The following is a 26,914-nucleotide window of genomic DNA, read 5'->3' on the forward strand; positions in this document are numbered from 1 at the left end:
AACTGATTCATTCAAGAGGCCGATTGGTGCAGTGACCGACCGCCATCACCCATGCTTATATGAAGGTACTTGTTTTTCTGGTTTCCCTTTTCCTGAACCTGACTTTGGCCTATGCGCAAAGCAAAACAGGAACCACCATCGGACAGTTTTTGCTAATTGAACCCAGTGCCCGTGCTTTGGGCATGGGCAATGCTTCGGTAACGTTATACGGAGATCCTTCTGCGGGCTATTTTAACCCCGCTGCCCCTGCTTGGGAGCCTCGGACGGCTGTACAGTTCTCTCATGGTGCTTGGCTGGTGGGAATTTCTCATCAGTATGCCACGACTGATATCCGAATGGGAAAAGCTGATGCACTCTCCATTCACGTCACTTCCTTAAACTCTGGCGATATTGCCGTTCGTACCGTAGAGCAACCTTTGGGTACAGGAGAGCAATATCAAGTGCGAGATTTGGCGATGAGTGTGGGGTACAGCCGTAAACTCAGCGATCGGTTTTCGGCAGGCGTCAATCTTAAATACGTAACAGAGCGCATTTGGAATTCTTCGCTTCAAGCCGGAGCTTTGGATTTTGGGGTGATGTATCAATTGCCTTTTGGCGCACAATTGGGGGCAAGTTTGGCTAATTTTGGCACAAAAGGGAAGTTTGATGGTAAAGACCTTCGGGTTCGCTTTGACGCCAATCCGGATAAATATGGGGATAATTCCAGTTTACCCGCAGCCTTGGTCACCGATGCGCATCAATTGCCCGTTCTTTTTAGGGTTGGGATGGATTATCCTGTTCAATTAGGCCGTAAAGCAAAAGCCGTATTCGCCATAAATGCCTTCCATCCAAGCGACAATACGGAAAGTGTGAGTTTGGGAACGGAAGTTACCCTTTTCGACACATTTTCCCTTCGTGGTGGCTATCAGCACCTGTTTCAACAAGACCACGAAACGGGTCTCACATTGGGCGCTGGGATAAATTATGAAATAGAACAATACCGCTTCCGGTTCGATTATGGCTGGGCGGACTTTGGCCGCTTGGGAAGTAGTCAGCGTTTTGGGTTTGCCTTCGACTTTTAAGCACCGTATTAAGGAAAGAAGGGGGAACCCTTGGACAAAAGCATGAAAAGAGTTGAATTTAAAGTGGTATTCACCTTGCTGGTTTGCATGGTTGCCGTAGGAACGTGTTCCGCTGTCTTTGCACAGACCGGGCCAGCGCCTCCTGTAAACTTTTCCGTAAGAACAGGGGATAAAACCGCCATTATTCGATGGGGTGCTGCAGATCGGACGACATTGGGCTATTACGTCTATTGGTCAACCAGTGTTGCCGGGCCGTTTACCTCCAGAACATCGGTGATGCAAACACAGCCCTATTGGGTGGATACCAGTTTGCCGAATGATAAAACCTATTATTTTGCTATTTCTGCAGTAAACACCAGCTTTATAGAAGGGGAAAAGTCGCAACCGATTGCTGTAACCCCAAAAGAATTATCGGATGAAGCCTTTTTGGATTTGATGCAACAAACGGCATTTGATTTTTTTTGGTACGAGGCCAATCCGGAAAAAGGGTTGATTAGAGACCGGAGCCAGCGGGGTTCTCATGCCAGTACGGCCAGTGTAGGTTTTGGACTTCCGGCCATTGCCGTCGGGATTGAACGTGGGTGGATCACCCGCGAGGAAGGCCGCAAACGTGTTTTAAATACCCTGCGGTTCTTTGCGGATGTCCCGACGGATCAGCCTTCGGATGGAACCGGATACAAGGGGTTTTATTATCATTTCCTGAATTTTACGGGCGGGTATCGGGAATGGAGTAGCGAACTTTCTACCATTGATACAGCCTTGTTGCTGGCAGGTGTTTTGTTTTCTAAAGAATATTTTTCTGGAACCGACGCCGAAGAAGCCGAAATCCGGTCATTGGCAACGGAAATAAACAACCGTGCAGACTGGAACTGGGCCTCGCCCCGTTCTCCACGGGTGTCTCATGGGTGGAAGCCGGAAACGGGCCTGCTGCCTTATGACTGGGCCGGATACAGTGAGGCATCCATCTTATATATCATTGGCCTTGGTTCGCCCACGCACCCTTTGCCCGCATCGTCTTGGAATGCATGGACGTCTTCCTATAGCTGGCAAACGCATTACGGACAGTCTTTTGTTATCTTTCCACCTTTGTTTGGACATCAATATTCTCATGTTTTTATTGACTTTAGGGGGATAAAAGACAGTTACATGGCCGCACGGGGTTCCGATTATTTCGAGAATTCGCGCCGTGCTACCCTTGCGCAACAGGCTTATTGTATAGCCAACCCCAAAAAATTTACGGATTATGGGGAAAACCTATGGGGGATTACCGCTTCGGATGTACCAGGTGGGTATAAAGCGCGAGGTGCTCCGCCAGACTGGAGCGATGATGGAACACTAAATCCTACCGCACCAGGTGGATCTTTTCCTTTTACACCCACCGAGTCGCTGGCCGCTTTACGCGAGATGTATAACCGTTATCGTCCCAATTTGTGGGGCGCTTATGGGCTTAAAGACGCCTTTAACCCTTCCAAAAATTGGTTTGCAAGCGATTTTATAGGGATTGACCAAGGCCCGATTGTTTTGATGATCGAGAACCATCGCACAGGGCTGATTTGGAAACACATGATGAAGAGCGAGGTCATTCAGCGTGGGCTCCGGCGGGCGGGCTTTAAAGGCCCTGGGGTGGTCAATGATTCTGAACTTCCTCCAGCAGAGGTTGTGCAGGCCAATGGGTATCCCAATCCCTTTATCAGCAACGTACAACTTCAAGTCGTTATGGATCAAAGTGGAAAAGCGACCTTAGAGGTTTTTGATGTGCAAGGGCGGCGAGTACATCGGGAGGAAAAATACGTAGAACGTGGGGAACAGAAATGGTTGTTGAATGGGGCTGGGTGGCCAAGTGGGGTATATTTGGTGCGGATTCGGCATAATGGAAAAGAAACGTTTTCGCGGGTAGTCCGCCAAAGTGATTGATTTAAATAGCTAAAAAAATGATGCTACGCAACGGTTTGTTGTTGCTTTTGGTGGTATTTGCAGGTTGTTCGCCGAAACCGCGTCCAACCCTCGCGATGCATTCCTCTGGCGATGAAGCGTTTTTAGACGAGGTGCAACACCGCACCTTTAACTGGTTCTGGGAAACCACCAATCCGCAAAACGGCCTGGTGCCAGATCGTTGGCCCACCGAGTCTTTTTCGAGTGTTGCAGCCGTCGGTTTTGGTTTGACGGCCTATCCCATTGGAGCAGAACGTGGCTGGATATCCCGAAAACAAGCCATAGATCGGACGCTCGCAACACTCAAGTTTTTCTGGAAAGCGCCACAAAGTCCGGCAGGCTTAAAACAAACCGGATATAAGGGCTTTTATTATCATTTTTTAGACATGAAAACCGGAGAACGCTTCCGGAACGTAGAATTGTCTAGCATAGATACGGCCTGGCTGATGTCGGGCGTGTTGTTTGCACAGAGCTATTTCGATCAAAACAATCCACAGGAAAAACAAATTCGGGCATACGCCGATTCGCTCTACCGCCGTGTGGAGTGGGACTGGATGCATGTTCGCGGGGGCCTAATGGCAATGGGGTGGTATCCGGAGTCTGGTTTGCATACACACGACTACCGAGGCTATGATGAAGCCATGATGCCTTATATCTTGGGACTCGGTTCCCCGACGTTTCCTTTTAGGGATGATGCGTGGGCGTCTTATACGGCTTCTTACCAATGGCAGTCCTTTTATGGGCAGGAGCACGTTAATTTTTCTCCGCTATTTGGTCACCAATACACACAAATGTACCTACCGCTGAAAGGGATTCAGGATGCGTTTATGCGTACCAAAGGTATAGATTATTTTGAAAATTCGCGTCGGGCCACCTTAAGCCAGCACGCTTATGCGGTTGCCAACCCAAATGGCTGGAAAGATTATAGCGCAGCAATTTGGGGGCTTACCGCATGTGATGGTCCTTTAGACATTGAACGGGAGTTTAATGGAAAAATGCGTCGTTTTCAAACTTATACGGCACGGGGAGCCAGTGCAGGATACGTGTTAGATGATGGAACCTTGTCTCCTACGGCGGTTGGTGGTTCAGTGCCTTTTGCGCCAGAAATTACAATTTCTACCTTGAGGGCCATGGCCTCGCGATATGGCGAACCGCTTTATAATAAATATGGTTTTTTGGATGCCTTTAATCCTTCATTTACCTTTACGGATGTAAAGCCACAGCATGGCCGGGTTGTTCCAGGGAAAGGATGGTTTGATACAGATTATCTGGGTATAGACCAAGGCCCAATTTTGGTGATGATAGAAAATTATCGCACCGGCTTGGTCTGGAAAACCATGCAGAAAAACCCCTACATCCGCAAAGGATTGGAACGGGCAGGCTTTACCGGTGGTTGGTTGGATAACGTACCAAGCACACACGCTACACCAAGCCAATGGATACCCGAACGCATGACGAATGTACAAACTTCACCCAAATACAAACGTTTGGTGGTCATGGGTTCTTCTACTGCCGAGGGCGTAGGGCCAAAGATTTGGGAAAATACTTGGGTCAACCGATTACGTCACTTGGTTGAGCCAACAGGTGAAATCCATGTTTTCAATATTGCCCGTAGTGCATATACAACTTTTCACCTGCTTCCAACCGAGCACCCCAGGGTACAAAACAGGCCAGAACCAGATGTAGAGCGGAATATCAGCAAAGCCCTTAGCCTAAATCCGGATGGCATCATCATCAACTTGCCCTCAAACGACACCACGGCTGGTTATGGTTTGGAGGAACAAATGCTGAATTTTGAAGCCATCTTGGCACCTGCAAAGGAAAAGGGTATTCGGGTTTGGATGACCACCACACAACCACGTAACCTGACAGAGGAAAAACGGGCAGAACTGATGCAGGTTCGAGACCAGTTGAAACTTCGTTATGGCGATTGGGTGATTGATTTTTGGCGTGACGTGGCCTTGGAAGACGGAAAAATTAACCCTAAATATGACGCTGGTGATCAGATTCATCTGAATGATGTTGCCCATGAGTTGTTTTTTAATCGCGTGGAAGCAGCATTACGGCGTTGGTTGGAACAAAAATAACCTCTTAATTTTCTGCTATTACCTTTCTCCTATGTACCGTTTTATGTTCCTGTTTTTGGTCGTGGTGACTGGATGTACCAACCAAACGGATTCCCGAAAGGAAATCCGCATTTGGGCAATGGGCAAAGAGGGGGAGGTTTTAGGAACATTGGTACCAGCGTTTGAGCGATTAAACCCTGATATAAAAGTGCGGGTGCAGGCCCTGCCTTGGACGGCAGCCCATGAAAAACTTTTAACCGGATTTGCGGGAGAATCGTTACCAGATTTGTGCCAGTTGGGGAATACTTGGATGCCTGAATTTACCGCACTGAATGCTTTGGAGGAGCTAACCCCTTGGATCGCCCAAAGCAAGGTTGTGCAGGCGAAAGATTATTTTACAGGTATTTGGGCCTCTAATGTTTTTGATAATCAAACATATGGTATTCCTTGGTATGTGGATACACGTCTGCTTTTTTACCGAAAAGACCTCCTCGAAAAAGCGGGATACACATCGCCACCCCAAACTTGGCGGGAATGGGAAATAGCCATGCAGCAGATCAAAAAACAAGTGGGACCAGACAAATATGCGGTATTGCTGCCTTTAAACGAGTTTGAACCCCCCATTATTTTTGCCCTTCAACAACCTGAGGAAATGCTTCGAGAAAATGGGACGCGGGGGAATTTCCAAAGTAGCGGTTTCAAAAAAGCATATAGGTACTACCTTGATTTATTCCGCAACCAACTATCACCCAGTGTAGGCAATCAGGAAATATCCAATGTCTGGCATGAATTTGGGCGCGGGTATTTTTCTTTTTATATCACCGGACCTTGGAACGTGAGCGAATTTAAAGCCCGGCTCCCCCAATCCCTACAAACGGCTTGGGCAACCGCCCCCATGCCTGCACCAGAGGCTGGGCAGGCCCCTTATTCGATGGCTGGAGGTGCCAGTTTGGTTATTTTCCGGCAATCAAAACGGAAGGCCGAAGCGTGGGCCTTCTTGGAATACCTCTCGCGTCCAGAAGTGCAAATCCGGTTTAATGAATTGACGGGTGACCTTCCACCACGTCTATCCGCATGGCAAAATCCCAAATTAGCCGCCGATCCATACATGCGGGCGTTTCGGCAACAATTGGAATTCACACGCCCAACCCCGAAAGTGCCCGAATGGGAGCGTATTGCCACCGAATTGCGCCTGACTACCGAGGTGGTGCTGAGTGGCAAAAAAAGTATGGAAGTGGCCTTAAAAGATTTAGATGCCACGACGGACCGCATCCTTGAAAAGCGCCGCTGGATGTTGGCCCAAAACCGAGCAATACCATGAATGCTCCTACACTCCCTATTGGAACGGTACGTGCTGCATGGTTTTTTGTAGCGCCCGCATTGCTCCTGATTGTGGTCTTTTTCTTTGTGCCCGTTTTGGCTGCTTTTTTTCTGAGTTTCACGGATTTTGACATTTATGCCTTGGCAAACCCGGATCATTTACGGGTAGTGGGTCTTAAAAACTATCAGGAACTGCTTGCTTCCGAAGATTTTTGGAAAGCACTTGGAAATACCTTCTATTTTGTCTTGGTCGGCGGCCCGCTATCGGTGGGCATATCATTGGGTACTGCTTTGTTGTTGCAATCCAAGGTAGTACGGTTCAAATCATTTTTTAGGACTATTTTTTTCGCTCCTGTGGTCACCACCATTGTGGCCGTAGCGGTTGTTTGGCGTTATCTCTATCACACCAAATATGGTTTTCTAAACTACATTCTACATTTTTTGGGAATAGATCCGGTGGATTGGTTGGGAGATCCGATCTGGGCCATGCCTGCAATCATCCTGATGGCGGTCTGGAAAGGCTTTGGTTACAACATGGTTATTTTTATTGCCGGACTACAAAACATACCAGATGAATTGTATGAGTCCGCTCAGATTGATGGGGCGGGGGCTTGGCAGCAGTTCTGGCATGTCACGTTGCCGATGCTTGCTCCTACCTTTTTGTTTGTGGGCCTGATGACGATGATCGGTTATTTTCAGTTGTTTGCCGAACCTTATGTGATGACACTAGGTGGACCACTCCAAAGCACCGTTAGCATCGTGTATCTGATGTATGAACAAGGTTTTAAGTGGTGGAATCTGGGCTATGCGGCTGCCGTTGCATTTGTCTTGTTTATCATTATGCTGGTTGCAACCCTCATCCAATTCCGGCTTCAGAAAACCGATGCCGCCTAAGTTTATTAATGAGTAGATACCCATGAAACATCGGCTTAATTTTTGGTTGGTAAATGGCAGTTTATGGCTTTTTGCGCTGGTAACCGCCTTTCCATTGGTTTGGATGGTCTCTGTTTCGTTTATGCAAACGGGCGAGGCTGGGGCATACCCACCCCCACTCTTCCCCCAATCCCCCACTCTGATGCAGTATGAAACCCTCTTCGAGCGGATGGAAATGGGGCGATATTTTCTGAATAGTTTCCTTTTGGCGACCAGTATCACGCTACTTTCGTTGCTTTTGAATGCCATGGCTGGCTATGCCTTTGCTAAATTGTCGTTCTATGGGAAAGAGCGCCTATTCAAAACCCTTTTAGCAGCACTTGTCATTCCGGCACAAGTGGCCATGCTACCCCTCTTTCTCATGATGAAATACCTCGGTTTGGTAAATACCTATCTCGGTGTGATGATTCCGGGAATGACCAGCATTTTTGGAATTTTCCTCATCCGGCAATATGCACTTTCGGTTCCCAATGAATTGATAGAAGCCGCCCGAATAGATGGCGCGGGCGAGTTCCGAACCTTCTGGTCGGTGATCATACCACTCCTTCGCCCCATATTGGTGACCTTAGCGTTATTTACTTTTATGGGGACGTGGAATGACTTTATGTGGCCATTGATTTTAATGACCGATGAGCAAAATTATACGCTACCAGTGGCATTGGCAGCCCTTTCTCGTGAACATGTTCAGGACAATGAAATGATGATGGCTGGTTCTGTGATGACGGTTCTGCCTGTATTAATCGTTTTTCTGGTGCTGCAAAAACAATATATCAAAGGCATCATGATGGGAGGCGTAAAGGGATGAAATATAAAATCTTATGGTGGTGGCTGTTCTTTTTTTCGGGACCATATAGCCTGGCCCAATCGGGGGTTTTGACCATCGAGGATGGTTCAGATACGGCTTTGTGGCAAGCGGCCCCAACAGAAGGGGTGAACCTAGAAATAACCGAATCGGACGGAGACAATGGCCCTTCCATTCGCTTAGATTACAATTTCAACGGGAAGGGTGGATGGGCTGCTGCGGTAAAGCCTATCCGTCTTGCCTTGCCAGAAAATTTTGTTCTGAGCTATCGTGTAAGAGGTGAAACACCATTGAATAAGCTTGAAATTAAGCTCCAGCAAGATGGTAACGTTTGGTGGTATGTGCAGCCTTCTTTAAAGATGCCCGAAAAATGGACCGAACAGCGCATTAAGCGCCGGAAAATCAGTTTTGCATGGGGGCCAGAACCCAAGCGGCCATTGGAGATGCTGAGTGCGTTTGAGTTTACCATTGTTGCGGAAAAAGGTGGTAAAGGTACTATTTGGTTGGACGATATTCGGATTGAGCCGCGTCTGCCCGATGCGCCTTATACCCTAACCCCAATCATTACTACTTCCTCTGGATCGGGTCAGGGCGTTTTGTCAAAAAGCGGGGCTTGGTCTCCCAAAGGCGGCTCATCGCAATGGTTGATGATGGATTTTGGTACCTACCGCGAGTTTGGCGGGGTGACATTGGGCTGGGCATCCGGCGGAACACGTTATCAGTTGGCTGCATCCGACGATGGTAAACACTGGCGTAATCTTATTGCGGTTCAAAACGGGGATGGGGGCTATGATGCCCTATATCTTCCTGAAGCCGAAACAAGGTTTCTTCGTCTGACGTGCTTTTCAGGATGTGTCTTAAGGCATGTTCAAATAGAAGAAATTTCTTTTTCTACCACGCCATCTGCCTATATCGCCCATTTGGCTGCAAGGGCGCCAGAAGGCCACTTTCCGCTCTATTTTTTGGAAAAACTAACGTATTGGACGGTTTGGGGTGCCCCCCATCACATGAACGAAGGGTTAATGAGCGAACATGGCATGGTAGAATTAGAGAAAGGTGGCCCCTCGTTTGAACCATTTGTGATGATGGAGGGCAAATTATGGTCGTGGGCCAATACCACACATGAAGCCGCACTCGAAAGCGGGTACCTACCTATCCCAAGCGTAACACGGATCATGGGGCCGTTGATACTTAAGGTGACGGCTTGGGCCACACAAGAAGGGTTTATGGTGCAGTATAAATTACATAATCGTAGCAATAAAAGGAAAACCGGATATTTGTATCTTGCGGCTCGTCCGTTCCAAGTGAACCCAACCTCTCAATTTCTGAATACTCCCGGTGGCTTTGCACCGATCAAGTCCCTTTCGTTGGGACAACACTTACAACTGAACCAAACGACATTCACGACCATGCCTAAGCCTGAAAGGGCATGGGTAACCCGTATGAGTGAGGGCGATCTGATCGCGCAAATGATACAAGGCACACCCTCCGGAAAACAAACGGTCGAAGACTCGTTGGGTTTTGCCGCCGGAGCCATGCGGTATAGACTGAGGCTGAGGCCCGGTGAGTCCCAAACGGTGGTATTACACTATGGTACTGCGGGTGGGACGTTAGAACAGGCAAAAACCGAATGGCGCAATTTGATTGATCGCTTCGATTTGGTCGTTCCCGGAGATGAAGCCCTAACCCAGTCCATCAAAGCCAATCTGGGTTATGTGCTGGTCAACCAAGACGAAGATGCCATCCAGCCGGGGTCCCGAAGTTATGAACGAAGTTGGATTCGGGATGGTTCATTGACTTCTGCGGCGTTGTTACGGTTAGGGCATTCCGATACGGTTCGGGAATACCTTCTGTGGTATGCACGCTTCTTGTTCGATAACGGCAAGGTTCCTTGTTGCGTGGATCATCGCGGGCCAGATCCGGTTCCAGAAAACGATAGTCATGGGCAATTTATCTATCTGGTGGCAGAATATTTCCGATTCACCAACGACGAAGAAACCTTGCGTAAGGTTTGGCCACAGGTTCAACAGGCAGTGCGTTATATGGAAGGGTTGCGGCACTTGAGACGCACGCCAGAATATCAGAACCCAGAAAAGAAGCCCTATTTTGGTCTCCTTCCCGAATCTATCAGCCACGAAGGATATTCCGATCATCCACGTCACTCGTTCTGGGATTATTTTTTTGCCATTCGTGGGTATAAAGATGCGGTCTATCTTGCCGAAGTACTGGGTGAAAAAGAGACTGCCGCAAGCTTTAAGGCATTTCGGGATGAATTTACGCAGGATGTCCACGCCGCAATTCGGGCCACAATGGCGCTACACCAAATAGATTACTTGCCGGGCTGTGTGGAATTGGGGGATTTTGACGCCACCTCCACCACCGTGGGTATGACACCCGCCGAAGAGATGGCACGTTTTCCGGAGGGCGCTCTCGAGAAAACATTTGAGCGATATTGGCAATTTGCCGAGGACAGACGTTCCGGAAAAAAAGTGTGGGAAAATTATACCCCATATGAATGGCGGACGGTCGGAGCACTCCTAAGGTTGGGCTGGAAAGACCGTGCCCATGCAATGAGCCGTTATTTCTTTTCTCATCAACGCCCTGCGTCTTGGCGGCATTGGGCGGAAGTGATCTGGAGGGAGGAGCGTACCCCCAAATTCATTGGCGACATGCCACATACATGGGTGGGATCGGATTTTATCCGTGCCAGCCTCTCCTTTTTTGCGTATGAACGTGAAGACGATCAAACGTTGGTCGTTGGAGCTGGATTGCTGCCGGAGTGGTTGGAAAAGGACGAAGGCGTTAGGGTGAAAAACCTCGGTACATGGTGGGGCAGTCTCTCGTATAGCGCTTCTCGCAAGGGCGAAACCACTACCTTTCAGTTTTCGGGCAGCCTGAAAATTCCTCAAGGCGGGATGGAAGTCCATATACCGGATCCGAAGCCCATTCGCGAAATATGGATTAACAACCATCGTTTGGAAATACCTTCGCATCGTATTAACGTCCGTGATTTCCCCGCAACCGTTGTCATTCGCCAATAGTTAACCACCGTAATCCTGCAATACTTTGGAAACGAACACACCTTTCCCGTTCGATACTTTTTCTTGTTCTAACGGATCCCTTTCTGTCTTTTTATCTTCATCCGGCAGCGGATTTACTTCGCACACCTCATTGGCGCTTACCCGCTGGTATCCCGACCCCACGCGCGATGCTGATGGCTACTATTTTTATCTGCAAGACCTGCAAACCGAAGCCTTTTGGTCTTTGGGCTTCCAACCCGTACGGAGTACTCCGGATCAGTACGAAGTGGTACAGGATGGAGGCAAGATACGCTTTACACGGATAGAGAACGGGATTCGGTCGGTAATGAAGGTGTGGGTCTTAAAAGAAGCAGATGTAGAAATTAGACAAATTAAGTTGGAAAACTGCACGAAAGAATCTCGAATCCTTCGCTTGACTTCTTATGCCGAAATCGTACTAAATAGCCGGATGGGCGATGTGGGGCATCCGGCATTTTCCAAATTATTCGTACAAACGGCTTGGGATGCGGCGCGCGGGGCACTGATGGCAAACCGACGCCTGCGTAGCCCCGGAGATACACCTGGTTTTATGGCACATTGGTTGATGGAGGCACGTCCAGATGCTTGGGAAACCGACCGGATGCGGTTTATTGGGCGGGGGCGTACCCTTCAACATCCTCAGGCATTAGACCAAGCCCTGTCGGGTACGACCGGAAATGTATTAGATGCCGCTTTTAGCCTGCAAAAAGAAATTCGGCTTGAAGCCGGAGAATCCATAACGCTCCATTTTGCCCTTGCATTTGCAAAAACGGAAGATCAGTTACACAATTGGATGGCTCAGCCTCTTTCACCTCATGTCGGCATACAACCAGCTCGTTTTGCGGCAGAGGAACAAGAAATGCTGGCTGTTTTTTTGGCAAAAACCTCGAAAAATAACCCCATCAATACCCGTGTCGTATGCAGACCCTCGCCTTTAGCAGTAGAAGCAAAGGAAACTTCTCTTTTAGATTTTAATGGGTTAGGTGGCTTTTCGGAAGATGGGAAGGCGTATGTTCTTTACACCCACGCCCACAAAAAAACCCCTTTGCCGTGGACCAATGTGGTTTCAAATGATGAACATGGGTTTATGATCAGCGAAAGTGGTTCTGCTTATACATGGAGTGCAAATAGCCGCGAAAACCGCCTGACTCCTTGGGCCAATGATCCGGTAATGGATCCCTTCGGCGAGGCGTTTTATCTTAAAAACCGAAAGACAGGCGAGGTCATCTGCCCACTGCCAGGGCCACGCCCTTCAAATGTGGCCTTTCGGGTCGTACATGGGTTTGGATATTCTACGTTCTCGGCAGTGCAATTGGGCATTGCTCACGAAGTGACCTTTTTTGTCCCACCCGCCGATCCGCTCAAAATTGCAAAAATCTGTCTGCGAAACCAGACGCAGACCGCTCAGACGTTTTCGTTTTACGCCTACCACGAATTGGTGATGGGGCCTTATCGTCATATGGCCTTGCCCCACCTCCAAACAGGTCGGGCCGAAAATGGTGCCCTATGGGCCGAAAATCCCCATAATGGGGAGTTTTCGGCACGACGTTCGTTTTTACAGATCGTTGGGGCTCCTGTTTCTTCTGTTACGACCGACCGTACCGCATTTTTAGGCCGATATGGCGCTCCTGATGCGCCAGAAGGCATCTGGGCAGACCATTTGAACCAGAAGGTAGAACTTGAGGCGCATACCGACCCTTGCTTGGCTGTGGAAACCCAAATTGAACTGCCGCCAGAGACCGAGGTGACATTTTATGTCTTGCTGGGGCAAGGGGAAAATGCGTCTCGTACCCAAGAATTGATGATGCGTTATGCCGATCCCGCAGCGTGTGAAACTGCACAAAATGAAGGGATCGCCTTCTGGCAAAAGCTGACCGACAAAATTCAGGTAACAACACCGGATGCAGCCTTAGACCGGATGGCAAATGGTTGGCTGGTGTATCAAAACCTTAGCTGTCGTATCATGGGCCGCTCAGCATTCTATCAGTCTGGTGGAGCCTATGGATACCGCGACCAACTCCAAGACACGGGTGGCATGTTTTATCATTTGCCAGACTTAACACGTAGCCAGATTTTACTACATGCCGCACATCAGTTTGAAGAAGGAGATGTCTTACATTGGTGGCATCCACCGCTCTCCAAGGGCATCCGGACACGGTTCTCGGATGATTTGCTCTGGCTGCCGTATATCACTTCTTTTTATATAAATAGCACTGGAGATTGGGCTTTATTGGATGAGGAGGTTGGGTTCAAATCGGCGGCGCTATTAAAAAAAGACGAGGATGAAATCTTTGTTTTTGCGGAAGATACAAATAAATCTGCTAGCCTTTACGAACACGCTTGCATGGCTATTGATCGTTCATTAACGAAAGGCGATCATGAATTACCCTTGATGGGAACGGGCGATTGGAACGATGGGATGAATCGGGTGGGCCGAGAAGGGAAAGGGGAAAGCGTATGGCTGGGTTTTTTCTTGTATCAGATTCTTTCGGATTGGATTTCGATCTGCGAAAAACGTCGGGACGTGGTACGTCTTACACGGTATGCCGCATATCAAAAAGAATTGTACGAAGCCCTGAATACCTCAGGATGGGATGGGTCTTGGTATCGTCGGGCTTATTATGACAATGGGGTTCCTTTGGGTGCTTCTGGTAATGATGAGTGCCGAATAGACACCATTGCACAAGCTTGGGCTGTCATTTCCAAAGTGGCCCCCCCCGACCGTGCGCGTGTTGCGCTCGAAGCCATGTTGACGCATTTGGTTTCTGAAAATGAAGGCATTATCCGCTTGCTCACCCCTGCCTTCGACCGCACGCCTCACGACCCCGGCTACATTAAAGGCTATTTGCCTGGTGTACGGGAGAATGGCGGTCAATATACCCATGCGGCTCTTTGGGCTGTAAAAGCACTTGCAGAAACGGGTAAAGGAACCTTGGCTGCACGATTGCTGGGCATGATCAGTCCGGTATCGCATACCCGAACGCCCGAAGAAGTTGCTCGCTATCAAACAGAGCCTTACGTAATTGCTGCAGATGTGTATGGAGTGGCGCCACATGTTGGACGGGGCGGCTGGACGTGGTACACGGGCTCTGCCGGATGGATGTTTCGCGTCTTATTCGAATCCGTTCTGGGATTTGGCGTACAGGAAAATCAGTGGTTTACGCTTAAACCCTGTATCCCTTTGCATTGGCCCGGTTTTACCATACAATACCGTTGCCACGACAACCAGACCCGCTATTTAATTGAAGTGGAAAATCCGGAAAGTGTTGAAGTAGGTATTTCAGCAGCTTCCATAGATGGTATGACTTGCGTGATAGAGGAGGATGTCCTGGCCAAAATTCCAATTATTACGGATGGTAAAACACATCGTGTTGTCATCCGCATGGGAAAACCACCTTCCTCTCCCCCTAATATGCGCAATGGCAGGCCTCTTTCAGCAGAGGCAACAAAGGAGAATACGGAACAGGTTTATACCACGCAATTGTTTAAATAAAGTTAGCCATGATGTATCCAAAAGGGTTTGTTTGGGGTTGTGCTACATCTGCCTATCAAATAGAAGGTGCCGCAGAAGAAGATGGAAAAGGGCTGAGTATTTGGGATACGTTTTCGAGGATGCCGGGCAATGTCTGGCAGAATCAAAACGGGGACCGTGCCTGTGATCATTACCACCGCTGGCAAGAAGACCTTAACCTGATCCATTCGCTGGGCTTCCAGTCCTATCGCTTTAGTTTGGCATGGAGCCGGATTTTGCCCGATGGCACGGGTTCCGTGAACGAAAAAGGGTTAGATTTCTACCGCCGTCTGACGGATGGCTTGCTTGAACGTGGCCTGATTCCCAATATCACCTTATATCATTGGGACTTGCCGCAAGCATTAGGTGAACGTGGTGGGTGGGTACATCCAGACAGTGCAGATTGGTTTGTTGAATATGCAGGAGTGGTCTTTAACGCGCTCGGAGACCGTGTTCCGCTCTGGACCACCCTCAATGAGCCTTGGGTGACGGCCCATGAAGGCTATTTGATGGGAAATCATGCACCCGGTCACCGCAATAAATACGAAACGGCAAAAGTGGTGCAGAACCTTTTGCGTGCAAGTGGAAAAGCCATTCAGTTGTATAAAACCATCGGACATCAGCAAATTGGATTGGTGGTGAATCTGGAGCCTAAAAAACCAGCTCGTTCAGAGAAAGCAGATGTGGAAGTGGCTGCACTGATGGATGCTTATATGAACCAACAGTACTTAGATCCTGTGTATTTCGGTACGTTTCCTGAAGCGGTAAAGGCGTTTTATGGTGCTGCATGGAAAGAGCCAACGGCTGAGGATTGGGCATGGATCTATACCCAACCGGACTTTCTTGGGATCAACTTTTATGCACAGGGTCTCACCGCTGCCGATCCTTCCGATCCTTTATTTGGTGCCCAAAAAGTACTGCAACCACGTCATACTTATACCGAAATGGGCTGGGAGGTATATGCTCCTGCACTCCGAGAACTTTTGGTATGGGTCAGCGAGCGATACGGCCAACCGCCTATCTGGATCACAGAAAACGGGGCGGCCTTTTACGACCCGCCAGTGGCTTTTACCGATGTTGTGGAGGATCCGCTTCGGGTGGCCTATTTCAGCCAACATTTGCAAGCCTTGCAAGAGGCCATTCGAGCGGGGGCAAATGTGCGGGGTTATTACGCATGGTCCTTACTGGATAACTTTGAGTGGGGATACGGTTATAGTAAACGGTTTGGTATTGTTCATGTGGATTTTGAAACCCAGAAGCGGACGCCAAAGTCGAGTGCTCGTTTTTTACAGGATCATATCCTTCGCCACACTAAAGGGTAAGCCATTACGGGAGTGGCATCCCTTGCGAGACAATAAACAACCGATACCAAGCCTCACGAGACAATTTAACCAGATCAGCCGCCGCAACTGCACGAATGCGCTTAGGGTTAAGGGTTCCAATTATCGGTAAAATCTTTGCAGGATGACACAGCAACCATGCAAGGGCAACGGCTTCCGGCGTGGTTTGGTGGTGTTCGGCCATTTCCCAAATGAGGGCAGCGGTTAGTTTAGCGGCGGGATCTGCCTGCCCTGTTGTATCCAAAAGTCGCCCGCCTGCCAAAGGCGCCCATGCCTGAACCTGAAGTTGGTGTAGGCGGCAATAATCCAAAGTATTACTGGTAAGGCTATACACGCCGTCGTTTCGGTTAAACCAAACCCCTTCGGCAATCAGGTGTGGGTGTGCAAGGCCGAGTTGTACCTGATTGACCACCAGCGGCTGTGTGATGTGGTTTTTGAGCAGGGCAATTTGTCCTGAAGTGTGGTTGCTGACGCCAAAGTGCCGTACTTTACCGTCGGTATAGAGTTTTTCAAAGGCACGCGCCACCTCTTCTGGTTCCACCAACGGATCTGGACGATGGAGTAACAAAAGGTCTAAATAATCTGTTTTTAGTCTGTTAAGACTTCCTTCTACCGATTGAATGATGTGGTCATAACTAAAATCGTAACGTTGCGGATCCGATGCATAGGGTTGCCCCGCAAACCGTATCCCGCACTTGGATTGCAGAACGATCCGCTCCCGTAAGCCTGGATGTTGTTGAAGAAAATCACCAAAAACCAATTCTGACTTACCAAGGGTATAAATATCAGCATGGTCAAAAAAATTAAACCCATACTCGATTGCAGTGTGTATTGCGGTAAAGGCGCGTTCCCGAATCTCAGACGAGACGAGGGCGTCGTTCCAAAGTCCGCCAAGGTTCATGCACCCAAAGCCAATTCGAGAAACTTGTAAGTCCGTTTGAGGAATAAAATAAGTATTCATGTGTTTATCTATTATAGAGATAGGGCGTTTATGCATGTCAAGACCCAGGTTTTATCTCCAGCACTTTCAAAGAGAGTCATGCGTTATGGCATGCAACGAATAATTATTGTTTGCCATAGGAAGGCGAAGCCTATCAAATATTATGGGCTTGGATGGTTAAGCAATGCGACATAAGATACAGCCTATGAACGTTGTGAACCAATTGTAACCGCTATCAAACTGGTGTTCCGGCCCCAGCCTCATGTTGAAAATACCTGAAAGGGGTACTAGGCTAAAAGGCGATCACGGTGTTACAGGCGCTATGTTTGGCGAGGCACTGCAAAAAGGGGAAAAAAGTTGGGTTATAAAAACATCATCCGTCCTGGTTGAATGGGCGCTGGATAGCCGTATTTTAGGGACAGCGTTAGAAAAACCGTGCTCACCCCCAAATATGCAAGTAGATTATCCTTTTTTAACCACAAATCCCGTCAACCAAAATGAAAGAAAAAAGGGCAAAACAAATCGCTTTAAGGGGGCTTCTTATATATAAATCTTTCACGGCCCTTGTATTATTCATGGTGTTGTTCTTAACAAGCTCGGCGTCACTGGATATCCGCCCACCGCTCCCGATGAAAAATGGGAAGCCAGACCTAAGCAAGATATATGGTAAAATCAAATTGGTGGATCACTTTCCGGACTATAAAGTGCAGGTAGTGTCTCATTTTGCCGACTTGCATGTGCAAGTGGTAGAGCATTTTCCAGATCGTCCGGGTAAATGGAAAATGGTAGAACACTTTCCGGATTTCAAAATCAAGTTAGTAGAACACTTTCCGGATTTCAAAATCAAATACGTCCAGCACTTTCCCGGCGTACAATAAAATGGGGTTAGCGTGGCTACCTGCCTTACCAACCAACAGTGGCAAGACCACTTTTTCCAACCGCGCCCATGCCTATCGGGACTTGCTGCGTGAGGCAATGAAAGGAGCCTCCCCCAACAATCAGATCGTTGTAGGGCACCACCACCACAGGCCGATCGGGGAAACAAGTTTGCAGGGTGTGCTTGGCAAGGACATCTTTAGGGGTGCCATAGCCCGGCATCACAATGGCTGCATTTCCTATGTAAAAATTGGCATAGGAAGCAGCCATTCGTTCTGAGCCTTCAAAAACCGGATCGGGCATCACCAATTCAATAATCTGCAAAGGATTTCCGGTTAAATCCGTCATGTGTTTTAGGCGTTCTAAATTGTCTTTCAAGACGTCGTGGTTTACGTCTTGCGGGTCTGGTTCAACAACCGTTAAGACCGTATTGTCGTTTACGAAGCGTGCAAGGTTGTCTATGTGCCCGTCGGTTTCGTCATTATGGAGGCCCTTGCCCAGCCAAAGTACTTTTCGTATGCCCAAGTAATCGCAGAGCAATTGGGTGATTTCCGGTTGCGTATATTGTGGATTTCGATTGGGATTAAGCAGGCAGTCCTCGGAGGTGAGCAAAAGCCCTTTCCCATTTACTTCTAAAGACCCTCCTTCCAAGATAAAATCCAACGGGATGCGTTCTGCTTGATGGGCTTCCGCCATGCGGCGCGGGAGGTCGTTTTGCCATTCGAGGTGTGGGTAAGCCTCCTGTTCCGTAAATTTGCCGCCCCAATTGTTGAAAGCCCAGTCTATTACCACCACTTCGCCCGTTTCCGGTTGCCGTAAAAAAACTCCACCAAAGTCTCGGATCCACTCGCAATCCGTTGGCGCGATATGAAAGACCACGTTTCCAAGAAGCCCTAATGCGGCAAATTGTGCCGTCACGTTATGTTGTGCTTCTACGTCCGAAACGACCAAGTGGATTCGTTCGCCAAGATGTAGTGCTTGAATAAAATAGATGATGGCCGTTTGCGCGGCTTCAATACGGTTTTTCCAGGTTTCGGTACTATGAGGCCAAACCAACCACGTTCCTTCGTGTGGTTCCCATTCGGCAGGCATAGAAAATCCGGACGCTGCAGGCGACCAACGAATCGGAGAGAGCAGTTCAGATTGCATGGGAGAGCAGTTAATCGTTTAAGAATCGGCGGTCAAGGCCCGCATAAGCATCAATTCGGCGGTCTCGGAAGAACGGCCACCACCGACGGGTTTCTTCAATCATCCCTAGTGCTAAATCAACGATAAGCACTTCTTCTTGGTCAGAAGAGGCCCGCGCCAATACCTCACCATTCGGGGCAGCCACAAAACTTTGTCCCCAAAACCCGATTCCCGCATCTATTTCAGGCGTTTCGTCGGCAGGGACTGCTTCGTAGCCCACCCGATTGACCGCGACCACAAAGCAGCCGTTCGCAATGGCATGGCTACGCTGAATGGTTTCCCATGCGTTATGCTGGGTTTGGGCTTGTTCTTTTTCGGAGGCCAGCCAGCCAATTGCTGTGGGGTAAAAGAGGATTTCAGCGCCTTTCAAGGCCGTGATTCGGGCAGCTTCAGGGTACCATTGGTCCCAGCAAATCAGGGTTCCAATGGAGGCTTTACGGGTATTCCAAGAACAAAATCCTGTATCACCGGGGGTGAAGTAAAATTTTTCATAGTACATAGGGTCATCGGGAATGTGCATTTTACGGTACTTCCCGATGTAGCCTTGGGTGCCGTCTAACAGGGCTACAGTGTTGTGGTATAGTCCTGGTGCACGCTTTTCAAAGAGGCTTAGGATTAAGGTGGTGTCAAACTCGGCGGCCAGCGGTGTAAAGGCATCGGTGGTTGGGCCGGGTATGGGTTCTGTTTGGTCGAAGTACTTAGGCGTTTCCGTTTTACAGAAATAAGGCCCCAAAAAAAGTTCGGGTAGGCAAATGATATCAGCGCCTTGTTCAGCGGCATCACGACAAAAACGCAAGGCTTTGTTAAGGTTTACCTCGGTATTGTCATGCATGGCCATCTGAACCAAAGCTATACGTACTTTTTTGTTTGTGTTAGGCATATGCAATTTAAATAGATTCAGAGCAACAGGGGTGGTTCCTCAAGGCGGTCTTTGTATCGGTTGGCGTCCATGAATTCCCGCCAATAGCGTTTAGGGGAATATGTCCGGAATAGCCTACGGGGTACACTCAAACCCACTTCTTTGGCAACAGTGTACATAAAGGTAACACAATCATGAACAAACAGCCGGTAGCGTCCTTGTTGAACCCAATTGTCCCGGATGTTGCGTGCGGCGTAAAACTGGTTTCGGGTAACGGGTACACGAATCACATACTGTCTTCGGGAAGGTTTGGGTATCGGATTTTCTTCGGGGAGGATTAAGCCGTTTACACTCCGAATGGCCGAAAAAACGGCAGAAAGTCGGCTCTTAGGATAGAGTCCAAAAGCCGCAACTTCGGATGCTTGATGGTGTCCTAATCCTTTTTGCCAAGAGACGTAGGCATGTCCGGGAATTCCTCGCCGCACTGTAAACGACAGGGTATATAACGTATCCGATCTTCCTGCTACCAAAAACAGCGGGAATAGGAGCATGTAGCAGAAGCTGTAGACTCCCCAATGGCAGAAGTTGGATGAGCGCGTTATAAAAAAGATGGTTTTAGACGTTATGGGAAGAAAAATAGGAGTAGTCTTTAAAAAAACCCGCATACAAGTCCAATAACTCTTTTGCTTTTTTGGGACGAAGCAAGCCCTGTCCCACTTTGTCTTGTAGCAAGGTTTGCATCCTTTTGTGAAGCTGGTTGGGGAAATACTGCACGGTGGCCAACATTTCCTCGACGGTGGCACCTCGGATAACCTTCTCTACAAAATAGTCATTCGGCTCTTCTTCGTCTGCATACACATGCACTTCATTCACCCTGCCAAACAGGTTGTGGGTGTCCCCCAGAATGTCTTGGTAGGCCCCCATCAAGAAAAAGCCAAGATAATAAGGTTCAGGTTCGCGGAGTGGATGGACCTCCAGAAAATGTTTGTCATAGTCCGGACAAATGAAATTTCGGATCTTGCCGTCGGAGTCGCAGGTAAGATCCACCAACGTGGCCCTTCGGGTAGGCTCTTCATTCAGGCGATGAATAGGCATGATCGGAAAGCGCTGGTCAATGCTCCAATAATCCAACATAGATTGGAAGAGGGAGAAATCGCACAAGTACTGATCTACAAGGTGATCATCTAAATCATCCAATTCTTGTGGGAGCCATTCCGATTTTGCGGCATGAACGCGGTCATTGATTTCTTTGCAGATGGTCCAATACAGGCGTTCAGTTTGGGCTTTTTGCTCCAGATCGAGATAACCAAAGGTGAACAGGGTGTCGGATTGCTGGCGGAGTTCTAGTGTGTCGTGATAGACTTCGAGTAATTGGTTTAGACGTAGGGCAGGGGTGGCCCGCAAGGTCTGAAGGGTTTTCCAAAGTTCCTTCAAGACATCGTGGTCAGTGGGGTAAAGCTCAAATTCTGGATTCAACTCTGGGCGCTGGGTAGAACCAATGGCCTCGGTGACCAAAACGGAATGATGTGCAGTAATGGCCCGACCACTTTCCGAAACGATAATTGGGTGTGGTACACTTTCATAATCACAAACTTCCATGATGCCATATACCACACAGTTTACGTACTCCTCGAAGCCATAATTAATGCCATTGAGCGGATCTATCGTTCCGGCTTCATAATTCACCCCCAAGCCTCCGCCCACGTCCATATAGTCTACACCATTCATTCCTTGTTGGTGTAGTTTCGCATACACCCGTGCCGTTTCTTTGATGGCATTTTTGAGAAACTTGATGTCGGAAATCTGGCTGCCTAAATGAAAATGGACTAATTTTAGGGCATCTTCCTGCTGGCGTTCCTTGAGCGCTTCTACAATGTCTAATAATTCGGAGATGGTAACACCAAACTTAGACTGGTCTCCGCTGGAAGTGGCCCATTGTCCGATGCCTGTGCTGGAGAGACGAACCCGAATGCCAAATTGGGGTTGGATTTTTAAGGTGTCGGCAATCTGTAGAATGAGTTTGAATTCGCTATACTTCTCTACGACTGGTAAAACCTTTTTCCCAATTTTCTGGAAAGTGAGCATCAGGTGCAGCATGGTCGCGTCTTTATACCCATTGCAAATAAGCAACATGCCATCTTTTTCCAGATAGGGCAAGGTGGCAATAAGTTCAGATTTCGATCCGCACTCTAACCCAAAATTATAAGGCTGACCAGCTTCGAGAATTTCTTCTACCACCTCGTGCATCTGGTTTACTTTGATGGGATAAACCCCTTGATACACGTTTTTATACCCAGCCTCGTTAATAGCCGCACGAAATGCCTCGTTTAGCTCAATCACACGCGACCGCAACAAGTCCATAAACCGGATTACCACCGGAAAAGATAGGTTTTCTTTGTCGCGGAGTTCTTCTACAAGTTTGTATAGATCCATACAAACATGAGACTTATAAACAGGCTTTATGCCCATATTACCAAATTCGTTAACCGAAAAATATGGCTGGCCCCAGGCATCCACAAAGTAAAGGGCTTGTGCATCAGCCGATGTCCACACTGGAACATCGGAGGAAGGAACATCTGCAAGGGTTTCGTTAAGCGGGTTGTTTTTCAATGCTACGGCAGACAAAAAAGGATGAATAAAAAATTGTGGCTGAAAATAAACAATCTTTTCCGTTGTTCAACGAGCCACTCCGTCAATTTCCAAAAGAAAACTTGTTGTAGGACTTAAAAAAACGAATATACGTATAGCATCCTTTTGTTCGCTTTCTTATCTTCCCGCCGTCTTTTTCCAAAACACCAATTAAATCATGCCATGTTTAAGGAACCAGCGATCGAGACAGAATCATTGGGTATTCTGTATGGACCAAATTTTACGACACCACTCTTTGTTGCTGAGGATGAATTAGCCGAGGAGGAAGATTGGGACGAAGAAGAGGAGTGGGATGACGAGGAGGAAGATTGGGACGATGACGACGAAGATTGGGATGATGACGACGAAGATTGGGACGATGACGACGAAGATTGGGACGATGACGAGGAGGAAGATTGGGATGACGAAGAAGAAGACTGGGACGATGATGAAGACTGGGAAGATGAAGCATAAGTCATAAACCGAAACTATTGAAGGATAAATATGGATCTTTGGAATTCACCACCAAGTGTGGGATTAGACAAGCGTAAAGAATACGTGGTCTCAAAAATGAAAGATGGCTACGTCTTGCAGGTTAGTCCGAAGCGTGTCCGGCTGTTTAAATTGGGCATGGGATATATCCCCTGTGCGGTTCAGATTTTTCGTAAACTGATCGCTGAAAACCTGATTTATCTGGTCTCGGAAGACGAAGAAGAGTCGGTTTATCAATTACATGTGGCAGCGGCGAAAACAAAAGCCGAAAAATCTAAAAAAGCCGCAGCGAAAAAACCGATTATTGTTGAAGATGAAGATGATGCGGACACCAAGTTCCTGCTCGAAGTCCCTCTTGAGGAGGAGGAAGAGGATGATGTGTTGGATGATGAAGAAGATGAGGTGGATGATCTCTTAGACATTGATCCCGATCTGGGCATAGATGACCCGGCTTTGGGCTTAGAAGACATGGAAGACGAGTTGGATCGGGACGAAGACGATGTGGACGATGATGAAGGCGATTCGTACGAAATGGACGAAGACGGATTAGACGATTAAGGGTTGTCCCGCTAAAAGATGCATGAGAAATCAGGCGTGTCGGTATTCGGCACGCCTGTTTGTATTTAGACTGGTCTTATGGCTACTTGGCATCGGTGCGCGAGAAGTTCATGGTCATTCCTTCCGTAATGCCAAAGTGATCGGCTTGCCCACCAGCAATTTCTAAAACATATTTTGCTGGAGCAGCAGAAGGAATACCCGCTGTGGACTGAGGTTGGGCTAACTTTGCAACGGTGACTACTTTCTTTTCGGCATTGATGAACACCAAGTCTAAAGAAATAAGCGTATTGGCCATCCAAAATTGCTGTGGCTCTTCTTTAGGAAAGATGAAGAGCATCCCACTATTTTCGGGGAGAGAGGTACGGTTCATAAGACCCATTTCCTGCTCTTCGGGCGAATCCGCAATTTCAATCTTGAAATCGGCTACTCGGCTCGAATCTGTGTTCATGATCCATAATCGCCCCTCTTCCCGAAAAATCGGCTCGTCTGCTTTAGGGAGGGTGTCTGGCGCAGGCTTTTCTGGATTACAAGCCGCAATAAAAAGGCATAAGCAGAATAAAAACAATTGTTTCATGTTGGGTAGAGTTAATTTTTAAGCAAGCGTTGCGTCAAGGCATCGCAGACCAATTTGCCCTTTAAAGTAAGGCGAAGCCGGTGTTTTTTGACGGGGTAAATAAACGACTCGGCTTCTAACCACGCGATTTCGTCTAATTTTTCCATCAACAAATCGTAACCATAGTGTTGTTCCAAATGCGAAAGGTCTAACCCATCATCGGTGCGGAGCCGAAGCATCACATACTCGTTGATCACCTCTTGTGCCGTCAGGCGGTCGTGCTCGGCGATCGGCAGGGCGTATTTTTGGAGGAGTTGGTTTTGGTATTGTTGCAGGTTGCGTACATTGGCCCAACGGTGGATGTATGCACTGGGGGGGTGATCCCACCAGAATGAATGGGCAGAAGGCCCAAATCCGATATAATTTTCGTGCGTCCAGTAGCGCTGGTTGTGCTGAGATCGAAATCCGGGGCGGGCATAATTAGAAATCTCGTAATGTTCGTATTTCATTCGGGTAAGATAACCTGCTGTAAAACCGAACAGATTGCCCATATCGCCTTCGTCTGTTGGGATTACCTGGCCTTTTTCTACTTTTTTATTGAGTACGGTTCCTGCCTCTACGGTAAGGCTATACGCCGAAATATGCGGGACTTCTTGCTTGGTGGCCGTTTCCAAGTTGTGCTCCCAGTCAGCCAGTGATTGGTGGGGCAAACCATAAATCAGATCTATGGAAAAATTGTCAAAGCCGGCTTTTCGTGCCAGATATAAGCTCTCGTAGGCCTGCTTTTGGTTGTGTGCCCGTCCCAGAAACTGTAAGTCGGCTTCATGGAAAGATTGTATGCCAATGCTTAGGCGGTCAAATCCAATATCGCGTAATCCTTGCAAATAGGGTAGGTTTAGGTCATCCGGATTCACTTCGATCGTGGTTTCGGATACCGCTGAAAGGTCAAACCACTGTGCCGTTGCCTCCAAAATACGGACCAGTTGGGCCAAAGGCATGAGGGATGGAGTCCCACCCCCAAAATAGAGGGTGTTGATTGGTTCTTTTTTTCCATATTTCCGCCCTTGGTGTTCGATTTCCAAAATCAAGGCGTCGGCAAAAGGCTCGAAGAGGCGATTGGTGGTCACAAAGTAAAAATCACAATAGATGCACCGCCGGGCACAAAACGGTACATGATAGTAAAGCGTAGCCAACGTTTTGGGATTGATGGAACAGAAATAAAGATAAAATACAATCGACAACCTCTGCTGCCATCAAACTTCTTATTTTAGTCCTAAAACTTCCCCCCATCGCATGATAGACTTCAACCAAATTCAGTCCCAAATGGCGGCTTTTGGCCTGTATCAATCCGAGGCACAGGTACGCAAGAACGAACAATGCAGTGCCGCAATCGGTATTCTGTCGGATCCTTCTTTGGTGCATCTTCCCGAAGTTGTGCCCGAATCCAGAAAAAAGGAATTGATTGCACGGCCATTAACGGTGCTTGCTGAGGCTGTCTTGCCACCTATGCGTCCCGAAGTGGTAACAGTGGCTGCCACCGATGGTTCGCAGATTTTTCCAGATCACCACATCGAACCCGCCTGTTATCTCTTGCAGGTGAGCCACATCGCGTTTCAATATGGTACGCACGAACGTGCTTTAATGCGTGCACATGCAGAATTGCGGTATCGGGATCAGGATGCGGCTGAGTTTGGATATTCTGAAGACAGCATCAAGGCCGATTGGGTTTCCGCCGTGCGTGATGTGCGCGAGTTGGCCGCTCTTTTTCAATTGGCATTGGGTGTACAAGTGCCAGATCGCCCCATCGTAGCCCTCTCGGATGGTACTTTAATCCGGTGGATGGTCTCGGAACTTAAAAACGAAGCATTGCAAAAAGCGGTATTGGATCAGTATCGTGCGGTTTTATCACAATTTCGGGAGGCGGCAATTCCGGTGGCTTCGTATATCAGCCAGCCCAATACGACCGAAGTACGAAACCTTTTGGCACGGTTAGGGGGGATTTCTTTGGATACGCTTACCGATCGGCATGTCTTTTCTAAGGTACTACAACCTGGGCAACGCAGTGCGCTGTATGCTTCGGCATCGCATGTCCTGAAAACTTATGGCCCGGAGCAACAAATTGTATTTTTTTATGTGCATGTGAAAGGGCGGGGGGGGGTGTCTGAAGTGGCACGGGTGGAGTTGCCCTATTGGGTGACACAACATCCGCAATGGCTTGGCCTCATCCATGCTGTGGTGTTAGATCAGGCCGAAAAAGGGAATGGTTATCCCATCGCCTTGGCCGAGGCACACGAAAAAGCGGTAATCCGACAGCATGAAAAAGACTTTTTTTTCCAAATGCTGGATAAACAACTATTGGAAGTGGGACTTGGGCACTTGGTAACCTCTCGCAAGCAAGTCGCGAAAAATAGGCCTGTGGTATAAAGCCGATGGGCCTGGTTAAAACCTCTGCAACGAATGTTGTGATTTTTTTGCGAGATAAAAATCATAATTTAATATTGTTTGATCCCTTATTTAACTTGTTTTCATAATTAGATATATTTCTTGAAATACAAGACAAAATTGTTGAAAACATTAAAGTAAAGCGGTTTAAATCCAATGCCATTTTATGATAAGTATGGGAACAAAATAATTGGCTACTATTCTAATATCTCTAAAAAACATGGGTAGAAAATTAGAGATCAATTTAAGCGCAAAACAGCGTGCAGAACTGGAACATGGCTATCGAAATGGCAAGAGCCACGCATTTCGTCAGCGTTGCCAGATGGTTTTGTTAAAATCGGAAGGTCGTTTTAG

The 26,914-nt window shown here is 48.1% G+C and carries 21 protein-coding genes; 14 read left to right on the top strand and 7 right to left on the bottom strand.

Annotated elements, in window-relative coordinates; translation table 11 throughout:
* Positions 1–59: 59 nt before the first annotated feature.
* The 9 genes from JNN12_01225 to JNN12_01265 are packed head-to-tail and all read left to right on the top strand — an operon-like array spanning position 60 to position 16,006.
* Positions 60–1,061: a PorV/PorQ family protein gene (locus tag JNN12_01225; GenBank protein ID MBL7976931.1), complete on the top strand. Its 1,002-nt coding sequence runs from the start codon at positions 60–62 to the stop codon at positions 1,059–1,061.
* Between the two features lie 42 nt (positions 1,062–1,103).
* A complete protein-coding gene (locus JNN12_01230; GenBank protein MBL7976932.1) occupies positions 1,104–2,975 on the top strand; it encodes a T9SS type A sorting domain-containing protein in 1,872 nt (623 codons plus the stop codon).
* A gap of 17 nt (positions 2,976–2,992) precedes the next feature.
* Positions 2,993–5,080: a hypothetical protein gene (locus JNN12_01235; protein MBL7976933.1), complete on the top strand. Its 2,088-nt coding sequence runs from the start codon at positions 2,993–2,995 to the stop codon at positions 5,078–5,080.
* 31 nt (positions 5,081–5,111) lie between these two features.
* Positions 5,112–6,380 (top strand): sugar ABC transporter substrate-binding protein, encoded by a 1,269-nt coding sequence (locus JNN12_01240; protein ID MBL7976934.1) that lies wholly within the window; start codon positions 5,112–5,114, stop codon positions 6,378–6,380.
* Positions 6,377–7,273, top strand: coding sequence for a sugar ABC transporter permease (locus tag JNN12_01245; GenBank protein ID MBL7976935.1), 897 nt, complete (start codon positions 6,377–6,379; stop codon positions 7,271–7,273). Before JNN12_01240 ends, JNN12_01245 begins: the two co-directional genes overlap by 4 nt.
* A gap of 22 nt (positions 7,274–7,295) precedes the next feature.
* Positions 7,296–8,117, top strand: coding sequence for a carbohydrate ABC transporter permease (locus tag JNN12_01250; GenBank protein ID MBL7976936.1), 822 nt, complete (start codon positions 7,296–7,298; stop codon positions 8,115–8,117).
* Positions 8,114–11,155, top strand: coding sequence for a discoidin domain-containing protein (locus JNN12_01255; protein ID MBL7976937.1), 3,042 nt, complete (start codon positions 8,114–8,116; stop codon positions 11,153–11,155). Before JNN12_01250 ends, JNN12_01255 begins: the two co-directional genes overlap by 4 nt.
* Positions 11,156–11,180: 25 nt before the next feature.
* Positions 11,181–14,666, top strand: a complete 3,486-nt coding sequence (locus JNN12_01260) for a hypothetical protein (protein ID MBL7976938.1) — start codon at positions 11,181–11,183, stop codon at positions 14,664–14,666.
* A gap of 8 nt (positions 14,667–14,674) precedes the next feature.
* Positions 14,675–16,006 (top strand): beta-glucosidase, encoded by a 1,332-nt coding sequence (locus JNN12_01265; protein MBL7976939.1) that lies wholly within the window; start codon positions 14,675–14,677, stop codon positions 16,004–16,006.
* A 4-nt stretch (positions 16,007–16,010) separates the two neighbouring features.
* Here JNN12_01265 and JNN12_01270 read toward each other — a convergent pair whose 3' ends face one another.
* On the bottom strand, positions 16,011–16,985 hold the full coding sequence (locus tag JNN12_01270; protein MBL7976940.1) for an aldo/keto reductase: 975 nt from the start codon (positions 16,983–16,985) through the stop codon (positions 16,011–16,013).
* Positions 16,986–17,226: 241 nt separating this feature from the next.
* On the opposite strand from JNN12_01270, the gene JNN12_01275 reads away from it, so the two are divergent.
* Both JNN12_01275 and JNN12_01280 read left to right on the top strand, forming a co-directional pair.
* Complete coding sequence (locus tag JNN12_01275) at positions 17,227–17,514, top strand: hypothetical protein (GenBank protein ID MBL7976941.1); 288 nt, start codon at positions 17,227–17,229, stop codon at positions 17,512–17,514.
* Between the two features lie 25 nt (positions 17,515–17,539).
* Positions 17,540–17,842, top strand: coding sequence for a hypothetical protein (locus JNN12_01280; GenBank protein MBL7976942.1), 303 nt, complete (start codon positions 17,540–17,542; stop codon positions 17,840–17,842).
* Between the two features lie 25 nt (positions 17,843–17,867).
* Here the strand turns inward: JNN12_01280 and JNN12_01285 are convergent, their stop codons facing one another.
* The 4 genes from JNN12_01285 to speA form a co-directional block, all read right to left on the bottom strand.
* Positions 17,868–18,989: an agmatine deiminase family protein gene (locus JNN12_01285; protein ID MBL7976943.1), complete on the bottom strand. Its 1,122-nt coding sequence runs from the start codon at positions 18,987–18,989 to the stop codon at positions 17,868–17,870.
* 10 nt (positions 18,990–18,999) lie between these two features.
* Positions 19,000–19,908, bottom strand: a complete 909-nt coding sequence (locus JNN12_01290) for a carbon-nitrogen hydrolase (GenBank protein ID MBL7976944.1) — start codon at positions 19,906–19,908, stop codon at positions 19,000–19,002.
* Positions 19,909–19,925: 17 nt separating this feature from the next.
* The gene (locus JNN12_01295; GenBank protein ID MBL7976945.1) at positions 19,926–20,438 is read right to left on the bottom strand and encodes a hypothetical protein; all 513 of its coding nucleotides are present in this window, start codon (positions 20,436–20,438) and stop codon (positions 19,926–19,928) included.
* A 64-nt stretch (positions 20,439–20,502) separates the two neighbouring features.
* Positions 20,503–22,440, bottom strand: coding sequence for a biosynthetic arginine decarboxylase (gene speA / locus JNN12_01300; GenBank protein ID MBL7976946.1), 1,938 nt, complete (start codon positions 22,438–22,440; stop codon positions 20,503–20,505).
* Positions 22,441–22,698: 258 nt separating this feature from the next.
* On the opposite strand from speA, the gene JNN12_01305 reads away from it, so the two are divergent.
* Both JNN12_01305 and JNN12_01310 read left to right on the top strand, forming a co-directional pair.
* A complete protein-coding gene (locus tag JNN12_01305; GenBank protein ID MBL7976947.1) occupies positions 22,699–22,989 on the top strand; it encodes a hypothetical protein in 291 nt (96 codons plus the stop codon).
* Between the two features lie 30 nt (positions 22,990–23,019).
* Positions 23,020–23,565: a hypothetical protein gene (locus JNN12_01310; protein MBL7976948.1), complete on the top strand. Its 546-nt coding sequence runs from the start codon at positions 23,020–23,022 to the stop codon at positions 23,563–23,565.
* Positions 23,566–23,647: 82 nt separating this feature from the next.
* Here the strand turns inward: JNN12_01310 and JNN12_01315 are convergent, their stop codons facing one another.
* Positions 23,648–24,139 (bottom strand): DUF192 domain-containing protein, encoded by a 492-nt coding sequence (locus JNN12_01315; GenBank protein MBL7976949.1) that lies wholly within the window; start codon positions 24,137–24,139, stop codon positions 23,648–23,650.
* A gap of 11 nt (positions 24,140–24,150) precedes the next feature.
* A complete protein-coding gene (gene hemW / locus JNN12_01320) occupies positions 24,151–25,311 on the bottom strand; it encodes a radical SAM family heme chaperone HemW (GenBank protein ID MBL7976950.1) in 1,161 nt (386 codons plus the stop codon).
* Positions 25,312–25,411: 100 nt separating this feature from the next.
* On the opposite strand from hemW, the gene JNN12_01325 reads away from it, so the two are divergent.
* Entirely contained in the window at positions 25,412–26,542 is a 1,131-nt protein-coding gene (locus JNN12_01325; GenBank protein MBL7976951.1) for a DNA double-strand break repair nuclease NurA, read from the top strand.
* The last annotated feature ends 372 nt before the right edge of the window (positions 26,543–26,914 follow it).

It is taken from the genome of Bacteroidetes Order II. bacterium (assembly GCA_016788705.1).
Lineage (GTDB): Bacteria > Bacteroidota > Rhodothermia > Rhodothermales > UBA2364 > UBA2364.

Coding starts and splice junctions, on each gene's coding strand:
- JNN12_01240 (MBL7976934.1), top strand. CDS start 5,112: ATGTACCGTTTTATGTTCCTGTTTTTGGTCGTGGTGACTGGATGTACC.
- JNN12_01305 (MBL7976947.1), top strand. CDS start 22,699: ATGTTTAAGGAACCAGCGATCGAGACAGAATCATTGGGTATTCTGTAT.
- JNN12_01315 (MBL7976949.1), bottom strand. CDS start 24,139: ATGAAACAATTGTTTTTATTCTGCTTATGCCTTTTTATTGCGGCTTGT.
- JNN12_01275 (MBL7976941.1), top strand. CDS start 17,227: ATGTTGAAAATACCTGAAAGGGGTACTAGGCTAAAAGGCGATCACGGT.
- JNN12_01325 (MBL7976951.1), top strand. CDS start 25,412: ATGATAGACTTCAACCAAATTCAGTCCCAAATGGCGGCTTTTGGCCTG.
- JNN12_01235 (MBL7976933.1), top strand. CDS start 2,993: ATGATGCTACGCAACGGTTTGTTGTTGCTTTTGGTGGTATTTGCAGGT.
- JNN12_01225 (MBL7976931.1), top strand. CDS start 60: ATGAAGGTACTTGTTTTTCTGGTTTCCCTTTTCCTGAACCTGACTTTG.
- JNN12_01270 (MBL7976940.1), bottom strand. CDS start 16,985: ATGAATACTTATTTTATTCCTCAAACGGACTTACAAGTTTCTCGAATT.
- JNN12_01310 (MBL7976948.1), top strand. CDS start 23,020: ATGGATCTTTGGAATTCACCACCAAGTGTGGGATTAGACAAGCGTAAA.
- JNN12_01290 (MBL7976944.1), bottom strand. CDS start 19,908: ATGCCTAACACAAACAAAAAAGTACGTATAGCTTTGGTTCAGATGGCC.
- JNN12_01295 (MBL7976945.1), bottom strand. CDS start 20,438: ATGCTCCTATTCCCGCTGTTTTTGGTAGCAGGAAGATCGGATACGTTA.
- JNN12_01230 (MBL7976932.1), top strand. CDS start 1,104: ATGAAAAGAGTTGAATTTAAAGTGGTATTCACCTTGCTGGTTTGCATG.
- JNN12_01265 (MBL7976939.1), top strand. CDS start 14,675: ATGATGTATCCAAAAGGGTTTGTTTGGGGTTGTGCTACATCTGCCTAT.
- JNN12_01285 (MBL7976943.1), bottom strand. CDS start 18,989: ATGCAATCTGAACTGCTCTCTCCGATTCGTTGGTCGCCTGCAGCGTCC.
- JNN12_01245 (MBL7976935.1), top strand. CDS start 6,377: ATGAATGCTCCTACACTCCCTATTGGAACGGTACGTGCTGCATGGTTT.
- JNN12_01255 (MBL7976937.1), top strand. CDS start 8,114: ATGAAATATAAAATCTTATGGTGGTGGCTGTTCTTTTTTTCGGGACCA.
- JNN12_01280 (MBL7976942.1), top strand. CDS start 17,540: ATGGTGTTGTTCTTAACAAGCTCGGCGTCACTGGATATCCGCCCACCG.
- JNN12_01250 (MBL7976936.1), top strand. CDS start 7,296: ATGAAACATCGGCTTAATTTTTGGTTGGTAAATGGCAGTTTATGGCTT.